The organism is Streptomyces monomycini (assembly GCF_022271435.1).
GTDB lineage: Bacteria > Actinomycetota > Actinomycetes > Streptomycetales > Streptomycetaceae > Streptomyces > Streptomyces monomycini.
The window spans coordinates 1-20,127 of record NZ_JAFIQY010000017.1; the positions used below are offsets into that span (position 1 = coordinate 1).

A 20,127-nucleotide genomic window follows, 5' to 3' on the forward strand; every position below is an offset into this window, starting at 1 on the left:
GGGCGTGCTTTGAGCACGCCCTCCGCCCGCGCTGCTGTGCGCCCGGCCGCGTCACAGGGCTTGGTGCAAATGGCTGCAATGAGGGGCGCACGGACCGACCGGCTCATGGCCGGGGGCCTTCGGACGTGTATGTTCCGGGGCCGAGAGCCATGGAAGGGACCGATCCGGTGAAGAAGAAGCTTGTGGCCGCGCTGTCCGGCGGCGCGGCACTGATGCTCGCGCTGACCGGCTGCAGCGACGACGGTGACAATAAGCTCGACGCCTGGGCCAAGAAGTTCTGCGACCCCGCCCAGGCCCAGTTCAAGAAGATCCAGGACGCCAACACGTCCATGCAGACGGCCGACAGCGGCGGCACCGACTCCAAGAAGGTCCAGGAGGCCGACTCCAAGGCGTTCCAGCAGATCTCCGACGCCTACGCGTCGCTGGCGAAGTCGCTCGACCAGGCCGGCGCGCCGCCCGCCGAGGGCGGCGAGGAGTCCCAGAAGAACGCGGTCAAGGAGCTCAACGACCTCTCCAAGGGCTACGCCGACCTCAAGAAGCAGGTCGACGGCCTGGACACCGGGGACAAGGGCAAGTTCGCGGACGGTCTGCGGTCGCTGTCCGACGGCATCAACAAGCTCAACAAGAAGAGCGAGCAGGCGTTCAGCAAGCTGGAGTCCGGCGACGTCAAGAAGGCGATGGCGGGGCAGCCCGGCTGCCAGAACCAGAAGGCGACCGAGGGCGGCGGGTCGGCGGCGCCGAAGAAGTAGCCGCGGAAGCGGCCGAGGGGGCGCGGCGGGCGCCGCACGGCCACCGTCCGCGCCCACGAGCGCGCCGGGCACGTCCGACACGCCGTCAGGCGCGTCGTTCCGTGTCCGACACGCCGTCAGGCGGTCCGGCCCGGTCCGCGTCGACACGCCGTCGGTCCCGTGGGCCCGTGCCCGCCCCGCGCCGCCACACGGCCGACACGCCGTCCGCGCACACCGTCGGCCGCGCCCGCCCCGCCGCCCGCGCCCGCCGCGCCCCGGTGGCCGCGGCGCGGCCGGGCCGTGGCCGTTTGTCAGTGGTTGGCCTGACAATGGGAGCGTGAGTACGCACCTCCCCACCGCAGACCTTCGAGACCCCGATTCCGCCGCCCGCACGGCCCGGCTGCGCGACGCGCTGCGCGACGCCGCGTTCACCGCCGACGGCCTGCTGGAGCTGCTCGGCGCGCCCGCCTACGCCGCGCTGGCCCGCAGCGAGACCGTCCCGGCGCTCCGCGCGACCCGGGACGACGGCCCGCTGCCCACCCTGGTGCGGCTGTTCCTGCTCCAGCGCCCGGTGCCGTACGGCCGGGCCGCCGCCGCGCTGCCGGTGGACGACTGCCTCGCCGACGGCTGGCTGGTGCGCGACGGCGACGAGGTCCGGGCGAGCGTCGACGTGCGTCCGTACGGCGGCCCCGACGGCCAGGACTGGTGGATCGTCTCCGACCTCGGGTGCGCGGTCGGTGGCGCGGGCGGCATCCGGGCCGCCGAGGAGGCCGCGGGCGTGGATCGCGCGCAGCTGGTGCTCGGTGTCGGCGGCGCGTCCACGACGCTCGCCGGCATCGCGGTCCGCACCCCCGTCGCCCGGGTCCTCGACCTCGGCACCGGCTCCGGCATCCAGGCGCTGCACGCCTCCGCGTACGCGACGCAGGTCACGGCCACGGACCTGAACCCGCGGGCGCTGCGGATCGCCGGACTGACGCTGGCGCTGTCCGGCGTGCCGGCCGCGGACCTTCGCGAGGGCTCGCTGTTCGACCCGGTGGGCGAGGAGACGTACGACCTGATCGTCTCCAACCCGCCCTTCGTGATCTCGCCGGGCGCCCGGCTGACCTACCGGGACGGCGGGATGGGCGGCGACGACCTGTGCCGCACCATCGTCCAGCAGGCCGCCGACCACCTGAACGACGGCGGGTACTGCCAGCTGCTCGCCAACTGGCAGCACGTCGAGGGCGAGGACTGGCACGACCGGCTGCGCTCCTGGGTGCCGCGCGGCTGCGACGCGTGGATCGTGCAGCGCGAGGTCCAGGACGTGACGCAGTACGCGGAGCTGTGGCTGCGGGACGCCGGCGACCACCGTACGAGCCCCGAGGAGTACGCGGCGCGCTACGACGCCTGGCTGGAGGAGTTCGAGGCCCGCGGGACCAAGGCCGTCGGCTTCGGGTGGATCACCCTGCGCAAGTCCGGCGCGGCGGATCCGTCGATCACCGTCGAGGAGTGGCCGCACCCGGTCGAGCAGCCGCTGGGCACCGCGGTCGTCCGGCATTTCGAACGCCAGGACTACCTGCGCGACACGGACGACGCGGCCCTGCTGGCCGGCCATTTCCGGCTCGCCGACGAGGTCGTGCAGGAACAGGTCGGGCTGCCCGGCGCCGAGGACCCGGAGCACGTGGTCCTGCGGCAGAACCGCGGTATGCGGCGCGCCACGAAGGTGGACACGGTCGGTGCGGGTTTCGCCGGGGTCTGCGACGGCTCGCTGCCCGCCGGACGGATCCTCGACGCGATCGCTCAACTGGTCGGTGAGGACCCGGTGTTGCTGCGCGACCGTACGCCGGACGCGATCCGGACCCTGGTCGAGCAGGGCTTCCTGGAGCCGGTGGCGGCCGGTACGGACTGAGGAACCGGCCCGAGGGCGGCGACGGCGCGAGGCTTCCGGCCCGCAGGAGCGGCGGCGAGGCCGGGCGGGCGGCGATGAAGCCGTACGGGCGGCCTTCACCTCAGGTTCGCCGCCGCGCCGCCCGGGGCTGCCACCCTGCCCGCATGGAGAGTGGTCCCGAGGCGTTCGCCGGGGTGGCCTTCGCGCTGTTCGGCGCCGGCCTGCTGGTGTGGACGGGCGCATGCGTACGGGCCGGGGAGCCGGTCGCCGACGGGGTGGGCCGGTCGTCGGGTACGGCGCTGGCGCTGCTCTTCGGCGTGCTGTTCCTGGGGGCGGGGTGCTGGCTGTTGCTGTAGGGGCGGACGGGGCAGGCTGCCCGGAACGTACGCATGTTTCCAGGGACTCTCGGAAGTGTTCGAAACCCTCCCGAGGGAACGCGTCGGCCTCCCTGTTCGTCTTCGCAAGAAGCGCCCGCGGCCCCGCACTCCGCCATGTTCGTTGCCTGCTCAACTGCTTTGCGGCTGCGGCCTGTTCACTCCTGCCCCACCGGGCAAACCACGCGCAAAACCACTCGCCCGTGAAGCAACCGGAACGGCCATCTGCCCGTGTTCCTGAGTGAAGGCCATCAACCGGCCCAACAGGGAGGAACACGTTATGAACCGTGCATACCGCCTCGCCGCCGCAGGAGTTCTCAGCGCCGCACTCGTCGCCGGGACCGCGGCCGCCGCCTCCGCAGCCCCCGCGTCCCCGGCCGCCCACAGCGTCGCCGCCAAGGCCCCGCAGAAGGCCACGCTCACCGCCAAGGCGAGCACCAGTGCGGTCAAGGCCTGGCAGGAGTTCCGTATCTCCGGCACCTCCACCGGCATCAAGGCCGGCACCAAGGTCACCGTCCAGCAGAAGCAGGGCGCCAAGTGGGTCTCGCTGCCCGCGAGCGTCACCACCAGCAAGACCGGCGCCTACTCGCTCCGCGTCAAGCTGGGCATCAAGGGCGTCAACCAGCTGCGGATCGCCGGCGGTGGCGCGATCTCCCCGGTGATCACGGTCACCGTGCGCTGAAACGCGCCGCAGGGCACCACCACGACGCACGGTACGCCGGGCGCGCCGCTTCCCCCGCGGCGCGCCCGGCGGCCGTTCGCGTACGGGCGCTGGCCGCCGGGCGGAACGCCCGGTCAGCCCGTGAGATTGCGCACCAGCATCCAGACGGCCGCGGCGGCGAGGACGACGACGTTGCCGCGCGCCCCGAGGCGGGCCCGGAACCGGCGCCCGCGCAGTCCCGCGTACAGCCACCGCCCGGTCATGTACGCGGCGGCCGGCACGCCCAGGGACAGCAGGACGGCGTTGTCGTGGAAGGCGGTCACGAGGTCGCCGTGCATCAGGTCATACGCCATCCGGGTCCCGCCGCAGGCCGGGCAGAGCAGCCCGGTCGCCCAGCGGAACGGACACGGAAGCAGTATCTGCCCCGGTTCGTGGGGATCGGTGTGCCACAGGTAGGCCGCGCCGAGGGCACCGACGCCGACGGCGACCGCCGCGCGGCGCAGCGTCGCGTTCCGTACGGCGGTGGGGGAGGAGGGGGCGTTCACGGAGTCCTCACCGCGCCGGGCCCCGACGCGACGACCTGGCGTAGTTGCCCTGATTCAGGACAAACGCGTGCTGCCCGGGCGACGGCCCCCGCCCCGCAAACACCCACCAGCCACTCCAGACATCCCAGATACTCCAGCCACCCCCGCCTCTTCATTCACACCAGCGACTTCCTACCGGTGACATCAGCGACTCCACACCAGCGACTCCACACCAGCGACTTCGCATCAGCCACTCCACTCCACTCCACGCCCCACCCCGCCCCGCCCAGGACGGCGGCACCGGGTGAGAGGGCACGGCCGAGAGGGGACAGTACGGGGTGGGAACGGATACGGCCACCGTCCGGCCCGTCGGCGCCGCCCGCCGGCCGGGCGCCCCGTCGTACCCCCGCCCCGTCGCCGACCGGGACCGCACCGGCTCCGGCACCGGCCCGTGCCCGGCCCGGCGCGGCCTCCCGCACCGGCCCGTGTCCGGTCCGGGCGGCATGAAGGCATGTAGTCGGGTTACCGTTCGAGTGGCGTTGCGGGGTTTTTCCGTTTGACACGAGGGCGGGATGTACCGTCACACTCCGCAGCGTCAAGCGTCACCGCAGTGTCCCCCAGAGCTCCGGCCCGGGGGGTTACCCCCAGCGTCGACCGGAGAGAAGAGCGAAGTTGTCCCCGACCAGCGAGACCGCACAGGGCGGCGGCCGCCGACTCGTCATCGTCGAGTCGCCTGCCAAGGCGAAGACGATCAAGGGCTACCTCGGCCCCGGCTACGTGGTCGAGGCCAGCGTCGGGCACATCCGCGACCTCCCGAACGGCGCGGCGGAGGTCCCGGCGAAGTACAAGGGCGAGCCCTGGGCCCGTCTTGGCGTGAACGTCGACGCCGACTTCCAGCCGATCTACGTCGTCAACAGCGACAAGAAGGACCAGGTCAAAAAGCTCAAGGAGCTGCTGGCCGAGTCCGACGAACTCTTCCTCGCCACCGATGAGGACCGCGAGGGCGAGGCCATCGCCTGGCACCTCCAGGAGATCCTCAAGCCCAAGGTCCCGGTCCACCGGATGGTCTTCCACGAGATCACCAAGGACGCGATCCGCGCCGCCGTCGCCAACCCGCGCGAGCTGAACCAGAAGCTCGTCGACGCCCAGGAGACCCGCCGCATCCTCGACCGCCTCTACGGCTACGAGGTCTCGCCGGTCCTGTGGAAGAAGGTCATGCCGCGCCTGTCGGCCGGCCGGGTGCAGTCGGTGGCCACCCGCCTCGTCGTCGAGCGGGAGCGCGAGCGCATCGCCTTCCGCTCCGCCGAGTACTGGGACCTGACCGGCACGTTCTCCACCGGCCGCGCGGGCGACGTGAGTGACCCGTCCACCCTGGCCGCACGCCTGTCCACGGTCGACGGCCGGCGCGTCGCCCAGGGCCGCGACTTCGGTTCCACCGGGCAGCTCAAGAACAGCGACGTCCTCCACCTGGACGAGGCCGGCGCCCGCGCGCTGGCCACCGCCCTGGAGCACACCGACTTCGCGGTCCGCTCGGTCGAGTCCAAGCCGTACCGCCGCTCCCCGTACGCCCCGTTCCGTACGACCACGCTCCAGCAGGAGGCCAGCCGCAAGCTGGGCTTCGGCGCGAAGTCCACCATGCAGGTGGCGCAGAAGCTGTACGAGAACGGCTTCATCACCTACATGCGTACGGACTCCACGACGCTGTCGGACACCGCGATCTCCGCGGCCCGCGCGCAGGTCACGCAGCTGTACGGCGCCGCGTACCTGCCGGACAAGCCGCGCTCGTACGCCGGCAAGGTCAAGAACGCGCAGGAGGCGCACGAGGCGATCCGGCCTTCGGGTGATCGTTTCCGCACCCCGGCGGAGACCGGTCTGACCGGTGACCAGTTCCGGCTGTACGAGCTGATCTGGAAGCGCACCGTCGCCTCCCAGATGAAGGACGCCACCGGCAACTCCGTCACCGTCAAGATCGGCGGTCGGGCGGCCGACGGCCGGGACGCCGAGTTCAGCGCCTCCGGCAAGACCATCACCTTCCACGGCTTCCTCAAGGCGTACGTGGAAGGCGCCGACGACCCGAACGCCGAGCTGGACGACCGCGAGCGGCGCCTGCCGCAGGTCGCCGAGGGCGACCCGCTGAGCGCGCGGGAGATCACCGCGGACGGCCACGCCACCAAGCCCCCGGCCCGCTACACCGAGGCCACGCTGGTCAAGGAGCTGGAAGAGCGCGAGATCGGCCGCCCGTCGACGTACGCGTCGATCATCGGCACCATCCTGGACCGCGGCTACGTCTTCAAGAAGGGCACCGCCCTGGTGCCGTCCTTCCTGAGCTTCGCCGTGGTCAACCTCCTGGAGAAGCACTTCGGGCGGCTCGTCGACTACGACTTCACCGCCAAGATGGAGGACGACCTCGACCGCATCGCGCGCGGCGAGGCCCAGTCCGTGCCGTGGCTGCGCCGCTTCTACTTCGGCGAGGGCGAGGCGGCCGGTGCCGCCTCCGAGGCCGGCAACGGCGACGGCGACCACCTCGGCGGCCTGAAGGAACTGGTCACCGACCTCGGCGCGATCGACGCCCGGGAGATCTCCTCCTTCCCGGTCGGCGACGGCATCATGCTGCGCGTCGGCCGCTACGGCCCGTACGTGGAGCGCGGCGAGAAGGACTCCGAGGGCCACCAGCGCGCCGACGTGCCGGAGGACCTGGCGCCCGACGAGCTGACCGTCGCCTACGCGGAGGAACTGCTCGCCAAGCCGAGCGGCGACTTCGAGCTGGGCATGGACCCGGACAGCGGCAACCAGATCGTCGCCAAGGACGGCCGCTACGGCCCGTACGTCACCGAGATCCTGCCCGAGGGCACCCCGAAGACCGGCAAGAACGCGGTCAAGCCGCGTACAGCCTCGCTCTTCAAGTCGATGTCCCTGGACACCGTCACCCTCGCCGACGCGCTCAAGCTGATGTCGCTGCCGCGCGTCGTCGGCAAGGACCCCGAGGGCGTCGAGATCACCGCGCAGAACGGCCGCTACGGCCCGTACCTGAAGAAGGGCACCGACTCGCGCTCCCTGGAGAGCGAGGACCAGATCTTCAACATCACGCTGGAGCAGGCCCTCGCCATCTACGCGCAGCCCAAGCAGCGCGGCCGGGCCGCCGCCAAGCCGCCGCTGAAGGAGCTGGGCACCGACCCGGTCAGCGAGCGCCCGGTGGTCGTCAAGGACGGCCGCTTCGGCCCGTACGTCACCGACGGCGAGACCAACGCGACGCTGCGGCGGGACGACGACGTCGAGACGATCACGCCGGAGCGCGGCTACGAGCTGCTCGCCGAGAAGCGCGCGAAGGGCCCGGCGAAGAAGAAGACCGCCAAGAAGGCTCCGGCCAAGAAGACAGCGGCGAAGAAGACGACGGCCGCGAAGAAGGCCCCGGCGAAGAAGACGGCCGCCAAGAAGACGACGGCCGCGAAGAAGACCACGACGGCGAAGAAGACGACCGCCGCCAAGAAGACCACGGCGGCGGCCACCGCTGCGAAGAAGACGGCGGCCGAGAGCGTGGAGAGCTGAGGGGGAGCACGTTGACGTACCGCGTCACCTACACCGTCGAGGCGAAGGCGACTGCTGACGCCATGGCGCCGGAGCGGCGGGACATGCTCGAACGCGGGCTGGCCAAGCTCGCCCTGGACCCGTACCACAAAGCCACGGCGCACATCGGCACGCACGAGGACGACCGCAAGGCCCAGGTGGCACCGGGACTCCTCATCGAGTACGTCGTCGCACACGGTCTGCTCGTCATCGTGGTGATCGAAATCTTCGACGACATACTGCTGGAGGACTGAGCCCACCCGTCCGTGTGTTCGGGCGGAAGCTGGACCTGTCATATCCGGCCGATAGGCTGGCGGGATGACGCGTGCCGAGCTCCCTACGGTCGTGACCCCCACATCCGGCGCCCTCGTCGCGGACTCCCGCGAGCGCGCCGTGCGAGCCCTGCTCCGCTTCCCCCCACTGAAGCGGCTCTGGAGCGCACAGTTCGTCGGGGCGATCGGCGATGCCCTAGCCCTGCTGGTGCTCGTACTGCTGACGCTGCAAGCGGCGGTGTACGTACCCTTCGGCGGCCAGGCGGCCTTCGGCGGCGGCTACCGCGGCGCGGCCCTGGCCGTCGCCGCCGTCTTCGCGGCCCGGATGCTGGCCACCCTGCTCTCCGGGGCGGTGCTGCTGGGCCCGCTGTCCGCGCTGACCGCGCCGTCCGGTCCGCTGGACCGCCGCTGGACCATGATCGGCGCGGACGGGGTGCGGCTGGCGCTGCTGGTCGTGGCCCCGCTGTGGATCGACTGGACCCCTGACACCGCGCTGGTCTGGCTGCTGGTGACGGTCTTCGTCAGCGGCGTGGCCGAGCGCTTCTGGACCGTCGCGCGGGAGAGCGCGGCGCCCGGACTGCTGCCCGCGCCGCCTCCGGCCCCGGTCTCGTCCCCGGCCCGCGGTTCCTCCCCGGCCCCGGTCACGTCCCCGGCCTCGGGGGCGTCCGGCCAGGCGGACCGTACTGAAGGCCCCTCCGTCCGCCCGCTGCCGGACAACCTGGACGCGCTGCGCCGCCTGTCGCTGCGCACCGCCTTCGTCTCGCTGCCGCTGGCCGCCGCCGGACTGATCGTCGTCGCGCTGGTCAGCAGGCTGCTGGCCAATGGCATCGGCTGGTTCGCCGACCACCAGGCCGCGCTCGCCTCGTACGTGGCCTCCGGCCTGTTCGCCGCCTCCATCTCGATCCTGTACTTCCTCGAACTCCCCGGTACGCAGACTCCGCGCCCGCGCTCCCCCCTGGAGGGCCTGCGCCGCCCCAAGAGCGACGGCGGCGTAGACCGCGGCCGGACGAACGCCGTACCGCTGCTGGTCCTGGCCTGCGCGGCGGTGGCCGGCGCGATCGCCGCGGCCGTCTCCGTCGCCGTCCTGCACGCCGGTGACCTCGGCGGCGGACCGGTCGCCTTCGGACTGCTGGTCCTCGGCCTGAGCGCCGGCCCGGTCGCGGGCATCCGCGGCGCGCGCAAGGTGCTGCCCGCGCTGTCCCGGCGCCGCCTGCTGGCCCTCGCCGTGGCCGTCACGGGCCTGGCCCTGCTGGCGGCCGGGCTGGTCCCGGACACCACGACGGTCGTCCTGCTGATGCTGCTCGCCGGAGTGGCGGCGGGCGTCGCGGCCAACACCGGCCACACGCTCCTGGACCAGGAGACCGAAGCGTCCCGCTCGGCCCGGACGACCGATCACCTGCACGCGGTCGTCCGGCTCGTCGTCGCGCTGGCCGTCATCGTCGCGCCGCTGCTCGCCGGGGCCATCGGCCCGCACCACCTGGCGGGCGACAAGAACGTCTTCTCGCACGGCGGCGCGGCCTTCACCCTGATGCTGGTCGGCGCGCTGCTGCTGCCGGTCGCCGCCTGGGTGCTCGGCAAGGTCGACGACCGGCAGGGCGTCCCCCTCGGACGCGACCTGCGCGAGGCCCTGCGCGGCGGTGACCCGGACCAGGCCCCGGCCCCCACCGGCTTCTTCATCGCCCTGGAGGGCGGCGACGGCGCCGGAAAGTCGACCCAGGTCGAGGCGCTCGCCGCATGGATCCGCGGCAAGGGCCACGAGGTCGTGGTGACCCGCGAGCCGGGCGCCACCGCCATCGGCAAGCGGCTGCGCTCGATCATCCTGGACGTGTCCACCTCGGGCCTCTCCGACCGCGCCGAGGCGCTGATGTTCGCCGCCGACCGCGCCGAGCACGTCAACAGCGTGATCCGCCCCGCCCTCGAACGGGGCGCGGTCGTCATCACCGACCGCTACATCGACTCCTCCGTCGCCTACCAGGGCGCGGGCCGCAACCTCGCCCCCACCGAGATCGCCCGCATCTCCCGCTGGGCCACCGACGGCCTCGTACCGCACCTGACCGTGCTCCTCGACGTCTCCCCGGAGACCGCCCGGGAGCGCTTCACGGAGGCCCCGGACCGGATGGAGTCCGAGCCGGCCGAGTTCCACCAGCGCGTCCGCTCCGGCTTCCTGACCCTGGCCGCCGCCGACCCGGCGCGCTACCTGGTCGTGGACGCCGGCCAGGAGCCGGAGGACGTCACCACCGTCGTACGCCACCGCCTCGACCAGGTGCTGCCGCTGTCCGAGGCCGAGGTCAAGGCCCAGGAGGAGGCCCGCAAGGCCGCCGAGGAGGAAGCCCGGCGCAAGGCCGAGGAAGAGGCCGCGCGCAAGGCCGAGGAGGAGCGCAAGGAGCGCGAAAGGCAGGAGCAGCTCGCCAAGCTCCGCGCCGAGGAGGAAGAGCGCAAGCGCCGCGAGATCGAAGAGGCCAAGGCACGCGAAGCTGCCCGCCAGGCCGAGGAAGCCCGCAAGCGCGCCGAGGAGGCCCGCCAGGCCGCCGAGGAGGAGCGTCAGCGGCGCGAAGCCGAAGAGCGCGCGCGCCAAGCCGAACAGGAGCGCCTGCGCAAGCGGGCCGAGGAAGAGGCCCGGCTACGCGCGGAGGCCGAGGAACGCCGCCGGGAGAAGCAGCGCAAGGCCGAAGAGGCCCTGCTGCGCGCCGAGCAGGCTCGCCTGGCAGCCGCGGCCGAAGCAGAGGCCAAGGCCGAGGCCGAGGCGGAGGCCCGGGCCAAGGAGGAGGCCGAGGCCGCCCGCAAGGCCCGCGAAGAGGCGGCCAGGGCGGCGGAGGCTGCGGAGGCTGCGGAGGCGCCTACGACGGAGACGCCGATGGCGGGGCTGGAGCAGCACGGCCGTACGGAGCGGGAGCCGTCGTCCCGTTCGTCCGCGGCCGTGTCCTCGTCCTCCCCGTCCCCGTCCCCCTCCTCGGACGCCGAGGAGACCGCTGTCCTGCCGCAGCACCGGGACCAAGCCCCCGGCGCCTCCGACGAGACCGCGGTGCTGCCGCAGCACCGGGACCAAGCCCCCGGCGCCTCCGACGAGACCGCGGTGCTGCCGTCCGTACGCCCCGAGGCGGGCCAGGGCCGGCAGCGGCACGAGGAGGCGCGGCGCGGGGACGACCCGGCGGACCGGGTGCCCGAGTGGATGTTCCGCAAGGAGCACGACGGCCGTACGGGGGAGCGGGGCGCGTCCCACGCTCCGGGTGGCCACGGCGCCTCCCACGCCTCCCACGCCTCTCATGCCTCCCACGACTCCGGTGTCGCGGGCGCGGAACGTACGAGGGAACTCCCGCAGATCGACCCGGCCACCGGCGAACCGGTCCAGCCCGCACCGCGCCGCCGCCCGGCCTGGGCGGAGGAGACCCCGCTGGACGACCTGCCGACGCTGGCCGACGAACTCCTCGGCCCGCGCGAGGACGAGGACGAACAGCAGGGCCGCGGCCGGCGGGGGCGCCGGGGCTGAGGCGGGCGGTCGATGTGTCCGTAAGAAGGTGAGCCCCTGGGATCCGTCTCCGACGGATCCCAGGGGCTCACCCCTCTCCCTCCCTGCCCGCGTTGTCAGTGGGAGGCCCCACAATGGAACGAGCGTGGGGCGCTGGGTGACGGCGCGGAAGAACGAGCGTCGCGCGACGGCACGGGCAGGACGGACAGGAACGGCGGGCAGCGAGATGGCTGTGTGGGACGACGTGGTCGGGCAGGAGCGCCTGACGGAGCAGCTTGCCGCTGCCGCACGCGACGCGGACGCGCTGGTCACCGCGGAGGGCGCGGCCGCGAACGGCGCCGACCCGATAGCGCAGTCCGGCGCGTCGAAGATGACGCACGCCTGGCTGTTCACCGGCCCGCCCGGCTCGGGCCGGTCCACCGCCGCCCGCGCCTTCGCCGCCGCGCTCCAGTGCGTCAGCCCGGACCGCGCGCTCGGCGGCGCCCCCGGCTGCGGCTTCTGCGACGGCTGCCACACGAGCCTGGTGGGCACCCACGCCGACGTCGAGGTCGTCCGTACGGACCTGCTCTCGATCGGTGTGAAGGAGACCCGCGACCTGGTCCGCCGCTCCTCCATGTCGCCGTCCGGCGGCCGCTGGCAGGTCATCGTCCTGGAGGACGCCGACCGCCTCACCGAGGGCGCGGGCAACGTCCTCCTCAAGGCCGTCGAGGAGCCCGCTCCCCGTACGGTCTGGCTGCTGTGCGCCCCCTCCATCGAGGACGTCCTGCCCACGATCCGGTCCCGCTGCCGGCACGTCACCCTGCGCACGCCGCCGGTGGCCGCCGTCGCCGACGTCCTGATCCGCCGGGACGGCATCGACCCCGACGCCGCAGCGGCCGCCGCCCGGGCCACCCAGGGACACATCGGCCGTGCCCGCCGCCTGGCCACCGACGAGCGCGCCCGCGCCCGCCGTGACGCCGTCCTCAAGCTGCCCCTGCGCGTCGACGACATCGGCGGCTGCCTCAAGGGCGCCCAGGAACTGATCGACGCCGCGACGGAGGACGCCAAGCAGGTCGCGGAGGACGTCGACACCAAGGAGACGGAGGAGCTGCGCGCCGCCCTCGGCGCCGCCGCCGGCACGGGCGGCCGGCTGCCGCGCGGTACGGCGGGCGCCATGAAGGAGCTCCAGGACAGGCAGAAGCGCCGCTCCACCCGTACGCAGCGCGACAGCCTCGACCTCGCCCTGACCGACCTCACCGGCTTCTACCGCGACGTCCTCGCCGTCCAGCTGAACGCCACGGTCCCCCTCGCCAACGACGAGGTCCGCGACAGCGTCCGGCGTATCGCCTCCTCCTCGACCCCGGAGCGCACCCTGCGCCGGATAGAGGCGGTCATTGCCTGCCGCCAGGCCCTCGACCGCAATGTGGCGCCCCTCCTGGCGGTCGAGGCGATGACCGCCGCCCTCCGCAAGGGCTGAGACCCACCCGTCCCTCCCCGGCCACACCCCTCACCCGTACGAGCGTACCCACTCACCCCCACGGACCGTCCCGACCCGGATACGCTCCGTCCACCACCCTCAGCCAACCTGACGCCCCACCACCCCCACCACAACCCTTCCCCTCCTCCTTCCACTCCTTCCACTCCTTCCTCTCCTCAGGGACCGAGGGACCGCCCATGGCCACCAGCCGCCTGCTCCGCACCGCCGGTACCGTCCTGACCGCTACCGCGCTCCTCGTCTCCGGCTGCTCTTCGGGGGACTCCTCGCCCGGCGCCGCGGCCTCCGGACAGCCGCCACACGGCCGTACGGGCGCCGACGCCATGCCCGACGCGGCGACGGCCACCCTCAAGCCCCTCCCCACCGCCGTCCCGGCCGCCCTCCGCCCGTATTACGACCAGAAGCTCACCTGGCGCGAGTGCGGCATCGTCGGCTTCGAGTGCACGACGATGAAGGCCCCCCTCGACTACGCGAAGCCCAGCGCCGCCACCGACCTGAAGCTGGCCGTCTCCCGCAAGAAGGCCACCGGCCCGGGCAGCCGCCTCGGCTCCCTCATGGTCAACCCGGGCGGTCCGGGCGGCTCGGCGATCGACTACCTCCAGCAGTACGCGCCACAGCCCGACGCCGTCCGGGCCCGCTACGACATGGTCGCCATGGACCCGCGCGGCGTGGCCCGCAGCGAGCCGGTCAGCTGCCTGTCCCCCTCCCAGATGGACGCCTACACCCGCGTCGACCAGACCCCCGACTCGGACGCCGAGGTCGACCGCCTCGTCAGCGCCGTGCGCGACTTCACCCGGGGGTGCCGCGCCCGCACCGGAGCCCGCCTCGGCCACGTCTCGACCGCCGAATCGGCCCGCGACATGGACGTCCTGCGCGCCGTCCTCGGCGACGACAGACTCACCTACGTCGGCGCCTCCTACGGAACCTTCCTCGGCGCGACCTACGCCGGCCTCTTCCCCTCCCGCGTCGGCCGCCTCGTACTCGACGGCGCGATGGACCCCTCCCTGCCCGCCCGGACGACGAACCGCGACCAGACCGCCGGCTTCAACACCGCCTTCACCGCCTTCGCCAAGGACTGCGCCAAACAACGCGACTGCCCCCTGGGCACCAGCGGCCCCGACGAAGCGGGCCGCCGTCTCTCCGCCCTCTTCAAACAGCTCGACGCCCACCCCGCCCCCGCCGGCGGCTCCCGCACCCTCACCGAATCCCTCGCCACCAGCGGCGTGACGGCCGCCATGTACGACGAGGGCGCCTGGCCGGTGCTGCGCGAATACCTCGCCCAGGCCCAGAAGGGCGACGGCCGCGGCCTGCTCGCCCTCTCCGACTCCTATTACGAGCGCGACCCCGACGGCACCTACGCCAACCAGATGTTCGCCAACCCCGCCGTGAACTGCCTCGACCTCCCCGGCGCCTTCTCCGGCCCCGACGAGGTACGCGCCGCCCTGCCGGCCTTTCGCAAGGCCTCCCCGGTCTTCGGCGAAAGCTTCGCCTGGGCCGCCCTGAACTGCGCGTACTGGCCGGTCGAGCCCACCGGCGAACCCCACCGCATCACCGCCGAGGGCGCCGCCCCGATCCTGGTCGTCGGCACCACCCGCGACCCGGCCACCCCCTACCCCTGGGCCCGCTCCCTGGCCTCCCAGCTCTCCTCCGCCACCCTCCTCACCTACGAGGGCGACGGCCACACCGCCTACGGCCGCGGCAGCGACTGCACCGACACCACCATCAACACCTACCTCCTCGAAGGCACACCCCCACCCCCCGACAAACACTGCACCTGACCCCACCCCAACCCGGTTCGGACCACCCCCATCCGATGTGTAGACTGGGCTCCGCACCACGCCGCCTTAGCTCAGTCGGCCAGAGCGACGCACTCGTAATGCGTAGGTCGGGGGTTCGACTCCCCCAGGCGGCTCCACTGGAAGCCAGGTCACGTAGAACGTGACCTGGCTTCTTTGTTGTTGCCTGGAAGCCGGCGGCTGCTGACGCGATGAAGTCAGTGACGTGGATTACATCGATCGGCCCCGATAGTCCCACCGCGAGATCCAGAATGCCCGAACACGGCATCCTTCACCCGATCGAGTGACGCCGCAAAGGCAGATATCTTGGATTTCCCCGGATCGCCATACTCGGCTGCGAATGGACAGTGAAGGCGGGAGAGCGAGTAAAGCCAGATGTCTTCGACTGCATCGAACGGAAGGTGCGGAAGATCTTCGGAGAAGCGCCGGTGTGCGTGCACGTGGGAGATGTAAAGGAGTGTGAGATCAAGCGTCATCCCACCTATCCGAAGTTCCGTGCCGAGGCTATATCGTCCGGAGTCCGGTCAGCTTCGAGTTCCCGGTTGTGGGAGTCCATGATTGCCATGGGCAGGTTGTCCGACCTGGATGGCGACAGTACGTGGCGATTGGTCATACTCGAATCCGGGGTGAGCGGCTCGGCGCGCTGTATCAGCGGCTGGGGCACTTCGATGCCGTACGGAGCTTCCATGACCAACTTCGCTCCGGTAGCCGTTCGGGGACGGTGAGCCAGGCGGTGAGGTCCTTCGGCCTGCTCCGATCACGAATATCCAACCCGAAGCTCTCCTATTACGCCTCGGACCTCTACCCCTCGTTCATCGGCCTCCGAGAAGCCGCCGGTGTGATGGGCATTGCTGAATCCGCCGCGCACCGTCTCATCAGGGCAGGTCAGTTCCCGTTCCCCGTGGCGAGGGCGGGACGCAGCTACAAGGTGTCTGTCAAAGCGTTGATGCACTTCAAGGACATTCCGGATGCCATCGTCCATGTCGACGACATCGAGAGCGGGTGCCCTCCACGCGGGCGGCGGAGCGCCGTGAGCCCAAGGGGCCATGCCCGTCACCGCTGTCGAGACTGATCATGTTGCGGCAGCGTCGGCAGATGCCTTCTGTCCGTCCGGGTTATTGCGCTCCGCTCTACTGAGCAGCGTTGACCACGGTCGCTCCGATGAGGTTGGCTGCCACCATCTCATCGAGTTCCACGAGGCCCGACTCCTTGACCGCGGGTTCCGTGTCGGGGATCCGGTCCGTCGGCACCCATCGGGCGCTGCGGTCGAACGCCTCGTCGTGCTGCTCGCTTCGCAGCTTGCGGCGCCTCAGTAGCGGGCCTTGGCGGTGGGCTTCGGTGTAGTAGGAGATACGTCCTTCGGCGTCGACGGCATCAAGAACGGTGCTGCTAAGAATTTCGAGGGGCGGGGTGCCCAGGTGGCCCTCCAGGGTTCCGGGCCGGAAGAGCACTCCGGTCAGATCGAGGAACCCCGCGTTGTCACGGACGAACTCTCCCCCCCGCTCGTAGAAGAGGACCAGCGGCTCGTAGAGATCAGGAAGATCGGGGACCGCTGCCGGGGTCTGCCTGCGGAGTTCAGCAAGACGTACCGCGCCCGCACAGGTGCGTTTGACGGCGTCGTTGGGTGCATGGCTCAGGAAAGTCTGGAGTTCCTCGTTGAACTCCGGAGACAGGTGAGGTTCCGGGGTCATGTACTGAGTGGCGTCAAAGAAGGGCCACTCGTTCTCGGCCGAGTAAGTTCGAGCCCACATGGCAGCCCGACGCATGTACTCACGCAGCAGAATTCGGCGTGACATGACATGCCCGAACGCTTGATCCCAATCGCCCATCCAGGTTACCGCTCGAAGGCGATCGAGCGTAGGGGATGTCGTTCGGTCGTTCACTTCAGATCAATTCCCTTCGATTGCAGCTCCTGGAAGAGGGCTGCCACTACCTCATCGATGTTCGAGAGGTTGGGCGCCAGCTCGACGTTCGGAACATCGAAGCCCATGCTGCGCAGGTGGTTGAGTCCGCCTCTGTTCTCACTGGCTGCGAGCTCGTGGGCGCCCGCGTCGGACGGCTCACGAGGCCAGGCGCGATAGTACCCTGACTCGTCCGGATTCTGGAAATGTTCCCAAAGGTGCGGCTCGTCGCGCAAATATGGCACGCCGGCTTCGATCAGATGGCTTTCCATGTACTCGTGGGCGATATAGCGCTCGAACTTTATTGTTTCCTCAGGTGACAGGCTGCGCTGCCCTGCTGCCTGCCAAATCTCAGCCAGGTCGCCGCGGGGTGTGAAGTATGCCAAGCGTGTTGCGCCGGGCCCCTGCGTGACCAGATGCTTGGTGAGGAAAAAGTGGGACCGTACACGGTCCAGCACTTGCGTATTGATGCCGGTGTTACTCGAAATTGCGTTGATGTCCAGGGCGTTCGGGTTTGCGCGCACCTCGTCGTAGAAGCGTGCCGCCTGGGCATCTTCGGGAGCAGGCTCCTCGACATACCGAGCGCCGTCCGGTCTGGCTTCAGAATTGCCAGGAAGAGGCGAATTCTCGGAGTCGTGCCGAACCGATTCATGGCCGAGCGCATCGTCGCCGGTGTGACGGAGGCTGTCCAAGTCGCCGGTGCCGGGCAGGTCATGTGACCCGCCGGCGCCGAGGGGGCTGTCCCCCTTGTGCGGGGTGGACGGATCGCCGCCGGGACTGTCGCTGCCGCTGCGGGCTTCGGTGGTGTGACCAGCTCCAGAGGTGTGGTCCGACCCGCCGGTGTCAGGTGTGTGTGAGGCACTTTCGTCCGGAGAGTGCTTGTTGACGGGCATGTGGTCGACGGTGCTGCCGATGGAGTGGCTACCCGTGTTGTCGCTTCTGCCGCCACCATGCCCGGGCTCACTCCCGCCCTGCTTCACTTCGGGCATCTCCGACCCGACGCGAACAACTTCGTCCCCCCGCCCACCGACACCCGCCATCACCGGCTCTTCCCGATGGCTCGGAGAGTTGACCCGGGGCTGGTCCGCGCCCTCCGTCGGCCTGGACGTGATGTCTCTCGGTGCTGTCTGTGCGTGTTGTTCGATGCTGCCGTCCGGCTGCCGCCGCGGGTGAGGAGGGCGGTGAGGACGTTGAAGGCGGCGGCGCCCGCGGCGCGGGAGTTGTTGGAGCCCCATTGGTCCCAGGCCAGCATGGCCTTGCCGGTCTCGACCATCGCCGTCCGGGAGTCCCGCAGCCAGGAGGGGAGCATGTTGGCGGGCATGGTCAGGTAGGCGGCGCCCAGGCCGGGCATGGTGGCGATGGTGATGGCGGTGGAGAGCTTGGCCAGGTTGACCCAGGCTGCGCCGGCGGCGTCCCAGCCGTCGACGCCGACGAGGGTGCCCAGGCCCCTGACGGTGCCCCACAGTCCGTCGACGACGACTCCCTTGCCGAAGTCGTAGACGTGCTCCCACACCTGCCAGGCGGGGACCGACTCCTCGACCGCGTCTCCCCAGGGCAGGCTCTTGGACTGTTTGAGGGCTTCGGCGTCGTAGCCGTACATGCCCTTCTGGTTGGTTCCGTCGTTCTTCCTGAGCGGCGTGCCGCCGACCAGGGCGACGATCTTCGCGTGGCACTCGCTCTCGGCCGTCTGGAAGGCGGACCAGACTTCGGCGATCTTGTTGCGGCGGGCGAGGTTCTCGTCGGTCAGATCGCCGTCCTCGTTCCAGTCCTCGTCGGCGGCCTCGTTGGCCCGGAAGTCGGCGGCTTCCTGCCGGAGCCGGTTCAGCTGGTCGACCAGCGGGGTGATCTCCTGGGCGTAGGTGCCCAGGGCCTTGGAGACGGTCTGCATCTCGTCGCCGAGGGTCCGTGCCGTGCGCGCCACCGGTTCGGTGACGGCGAACAGCTGCTCGGCCTCGGGGGCCTTGTAGAAGGCGGACAGGCCGCCGAAGGACGTGTGGACGTCCGAGCCGGCGGTCCTGACCTTGGTGCCGCCCTGGGCCAGTGACGTCACCTTGGCCTGGAGGCTGCCCAGGTCACCGGTGTAGACCGGCACCTCGGCCGGGTCGACCGGCGCGTTGCTCACTGCTTCCCCCCGAAGGTCTTCAGAGCGTCCAGCCGCACGGCCCGGGCGGCGTTCTGGGCGTTCCTGGCCGATTCCAGGTCACCCTCGACGTACTCGTTGGTGGCCTGGGCGGCGCCCAGGACGGCGGCCTGGACCCGGTCGGCCATCACCTTGATGTCTTTCTGGCGCTGGGAGGCGTACTCGACCAGCGCGGCGGCGACCGGACCCGTCGCCTTCTGCGGCATCCTGTCGGGAGCGACCGGACCCACCGGCTTGGCCGTCGTCAGTACCGGCACCCCGCCCGGCAGCGTCGTGGCCTGCGAACCCGGCACGGCCGTGCCGGCCACCCGGGCCGCCTCCTGGAGATCCGTGAGCAGCGTGTTGAGGGCCTTGCCCAGATCTTCGGCATGCGTGCCGACGACCTTCAACTGGCCCTGGACCCCCTGTGGCTGAATGTCCCATGACGCCATGTATGCCCCCCTGGCTGCAAAACTGTAGCGCCGCCCGCACGCACCGTGCGGCGGCGCCGTCACCCCCGTGGCTTTCCAGCCGCCGACGCGTCACGGAGAAGCGTTCCCCCGACGCGCCGGGCCGGCTCAGCCGATGTTGTCGACCGCGGCCTTCGCGCGGGCGAGCGTCTGGTGCGCGGTTCCGTCGTTCTTCTCCAGGGTCGTGCGCAGGAGCTGGATGATGCTCCTGACCTCCTGGGACGCCCGGTTCCAGCGCAGTTCCTTGCCGTGGTACTCGTCCGCGACACCGTCCGCCGTGAAGTCGGCCATCGCGGCCTTCACCTGCGCGTCGCGTTCCGTGATCACCTGTTCCAGGCGTGCGATCACGGCCTGGATGTTGCCCTGTGCCTCCGCCGACGCGCCCGTGTCGTACGAACGGCGGTCCATTCCAGCTGCCATGACGATCATCCCCCTGAGGTTTCCGGTTCCTTCTTCGGCAGCCGGCCGTCAGCGGCCGGAGAAGCGCGCCGCGTCGAAGTTCGCCGCCGCCATCTGCGACCGGGCGTTGTCGGCCTGCTCCTGGTCACCGGAGCCGAACGCCGACTCCATGCCCGACTGGCCGCCGACGATCGCGGACAGCGCGCTGTTCAGGGCCGCCGTGATCTCGTCGGCGCGCGACTTGAACGAGTCGAACGCGGCCTTGCCCGATCCGTTGAACTTGCTCTCCAGCGGCTGCGCGGCCTGCACGAGCTGATGGATCAGAGCCCCCAGCTCCGAACCCGAACCCTGGGACTGCGACCTCAGGGTCGAGAGTGTCTGTGCCCCCATGTCGAACTTCATCGGGCCCCCTGCCAGACGTGACATTCATATGTAGGTTCATCTCTATCAACTCGGGTATCACTGGTGCAATCCGTAATGCGTTGCTGTGACACACCTATGACGTCCGGGCG

Annotated in this window: 16 protein-coding genes and 1 tRNA gene; 10 read left to right on the forward strand and 7 right to left on the reverse strand. The window is 71.1% G+C overall.

All coding sequences use genetic code 11. The features are described from left to right. Positions 1-167: 167 nt before the first annotated feature. From JXZ78_RS20080 to JXZ78_RS20095, 4 genes are all read left to right on the forward strand, one after another. On the forward strand, positions 168-749 hold the full coding sequence (locus tag JXZ78_RS20080; RefSeq protein WP_238783246.1) for a small secreted protein: 582 nt from the start codon (positions 168-170) through the stop codon (positions 747-749). A 316-nt stretch (positions 750-1,065) separates the two neighbouring features. Continuing rightward, the gene (locus tag JXZ78_RS20085) at positions 1,066-2,616 is read left to right on the forward strand and encodes a DUF7059 domain-containing protein (RefSeq protein WP_030019290.1); all 1,551 of its coding nucleotides are present in this window, start codon (positions 1,066-1,068) and stop codon (positions 2,614-2,616) included. Positions 2,617-2,759: 143 nt separating this feature from the next. Continuing rightward, a complete protein-coding gene (locus JXZ78_RS20090) occupies positions 2,760-2,951 on the forward strand; it encodes a hypothetical protein (RefSeq protein ID WP_030019289.1) in 192 nt (63 codons plus the stop codon). A gap of 298 nt (positions 2,952-3,249) precedes the next feature. Continuing rightward, complete coding sequence (locus tag JXZ78_RS20095; RefSeq protein ID WP_030019288.1) at positions 3,250-3,651, forward strand: hypothetical protein; 402 nt, start codon at positions 3,250-3,252, stop codon at positions 3,649-3,651. A gap of 113 nt (positions 3,652-3,764) precedes the next feature. Here the strand turns inward: JXZ78_RS20095 and JXZ78_RS20100 are convergent, their stop codons facing one another. Beyond that, complete coding sequence (locus tag JXZ78_RS20100) at positions 3,765-4,175, reverse strand: DUF2752 domain-containing protein (protein WP_030019287.1); 411 nt, start codon at positions 4,173-4,175, stop codon at positions 3,765-3,767. A gap of 651 nt (positions 4,176-4,826) precedes the next feature. On the opposite strand from JXZ78_RS20100, the gene topA reads away from it, so the two are divergent. From topA to JXZ78_RS20130, 6 genes are all read left to right on the forward strand, one after another. After that, entirely contained in the window at positions 4,827-7,700 is a 2,874-nt protein-coding gene (gene topA, locus JXZ78_RS20105; protein WP_030019286.1) for a type I DNA topoisomerase, read from the forward strand. 11 nt (positions 7,701-7,711) lie between these two features. Further along, the gene (locus tag JXZ78_RS20110) at positions 7,712-7,972 is read left to right on the forward strand and encodes a hypothetical protein (protein WP_050502304.1); all 261 of its coding nucleotides are present in this window, start codon (positions 7,712-7,714) and stop codon (positions 7,970-7,972) included. Positions 7,973-8,036: 64 nt separating this feature from the next. After that, a complete protein-coding gene (tmk, locus tag JXZ78_RS20115; RefSeq protein ID WP_238783247.1) occupies positions 8,037-11,477 on the forward strand; it encodes a dTMP kinase in 3,441 nt (1,146 codons plus the stop codon). Positions 11,478-11,682: 205 nt separating this feature from the next. Next, positions 11,683-12,912, forward strand: a complete 1,230-nt coding sequence (locus JXZ78_RS20120) for a DNA polymerase III subunit delta' (RefSeq protein ID WP_030019283.1) — start codon at positions 11,683-11,685, stop codon at positions 12,910-12,912. Positions 12,913-13,109: 197 nt separating this feature from the next. Continuing rightward, positions 13,110-14,708 carry an alpha/beta hydrolase gene (locus tag JXZ78_RS20125; protein ID WP_030019282.1) on the forward strand — a complete coding sequence of 533 codons (1,599 nt, stop codon included), beginning with the start codon at positions 13,110-13,112 and terminating at the stop codon, positions 14,706-14,708. 60 nt (positions 14,709-14,768) lie between these two features. Continuing rightward, positions 14,769-14,845: transfer RNA gene (locus tag JXZ78_RS20130), tRNA-Thr, on the forward strand. Between the two features lie 1,011 nt (positions 14,846-15,856). Here the strand turns inward: JXZ78_RS20130 and JXZ78_RS20135 are convergent. From JXZ78_RS20135 to JXZ78_RS20160, 6 genes are all read right to left on the reverse strand, one after another. Then, on the reverse strand, positions 15,857-16,417 hold the full coding sequence (locus JXZ78_RS20135; RefSeq protein ID WP_157851521.1) for a hypothetical protein: 561 nt from the start codon (positions 16,415-16,417) through the stop codon (positions 15,857-15,859). 188 nt (positions 16,418-16,605) lie between these two features. Further along, positions 16,606-17,520 carry a hypothetical protein gene (locus tag JXZ78_RS20140; protein WP_157851520.1) on the reverse strand — a complete coding sequence of 305 codons (915 nt, stop codon included), beginning with the start codon at positions 17,518-17,520 and terminating at the stop codon, positions 16,606-16,608. Between the two features lie 146 nt (positions 17,521-17,666). Then, positions 17,667-18,749: a hypothetical protein gene (locus JXZ78_RS20145; RefSeq protein ID WP_030019279.1), complete on the reverse strand. Its 1,083-nt coding sequence runs from the start codon at positions 18,747-18,749 to the stop codon at positions 17,667-17,669. After that, entirely contained in the window at positions 18,746-19,198 is a 453-nt protein-coding gene (locus tag JXZ78_RS20150; protein ID WP_030019278.1) for a DUF6507 family protein, read from the reverse strand. The genes JXZ78_RS20145 and JXZ78_RS20150 overlap by 4 nt, the downstream gene beginning before the upstream one ends. A gap of 126 nt (positions 19,199-19,324) precedes the next feature. Then, positions 19,325-19,636, reverse strand: coding sequence for a pore-forming ESAT-6 family protein (locus tag JXZ78_RS20155; RefSeq protein WP_030019277.1), 312 nt, complete (start codon positions 19,634-19,636; stop codon positions 19,325-19,327). Positions 19,637-19,684: 48 nt separating this feature from the next. Further along, a complete protein-coding gene (locus JXZ78_RS20160) occupies positions 19,685-20,017 on the reverse strand; it encodes a hypothetical protein (RefSeq protein ID WP_030019276.1) in 333 nt (110 codons plus the stop codon). Positions 20,018-20,127: the final 110 nt, after the last annotated feature.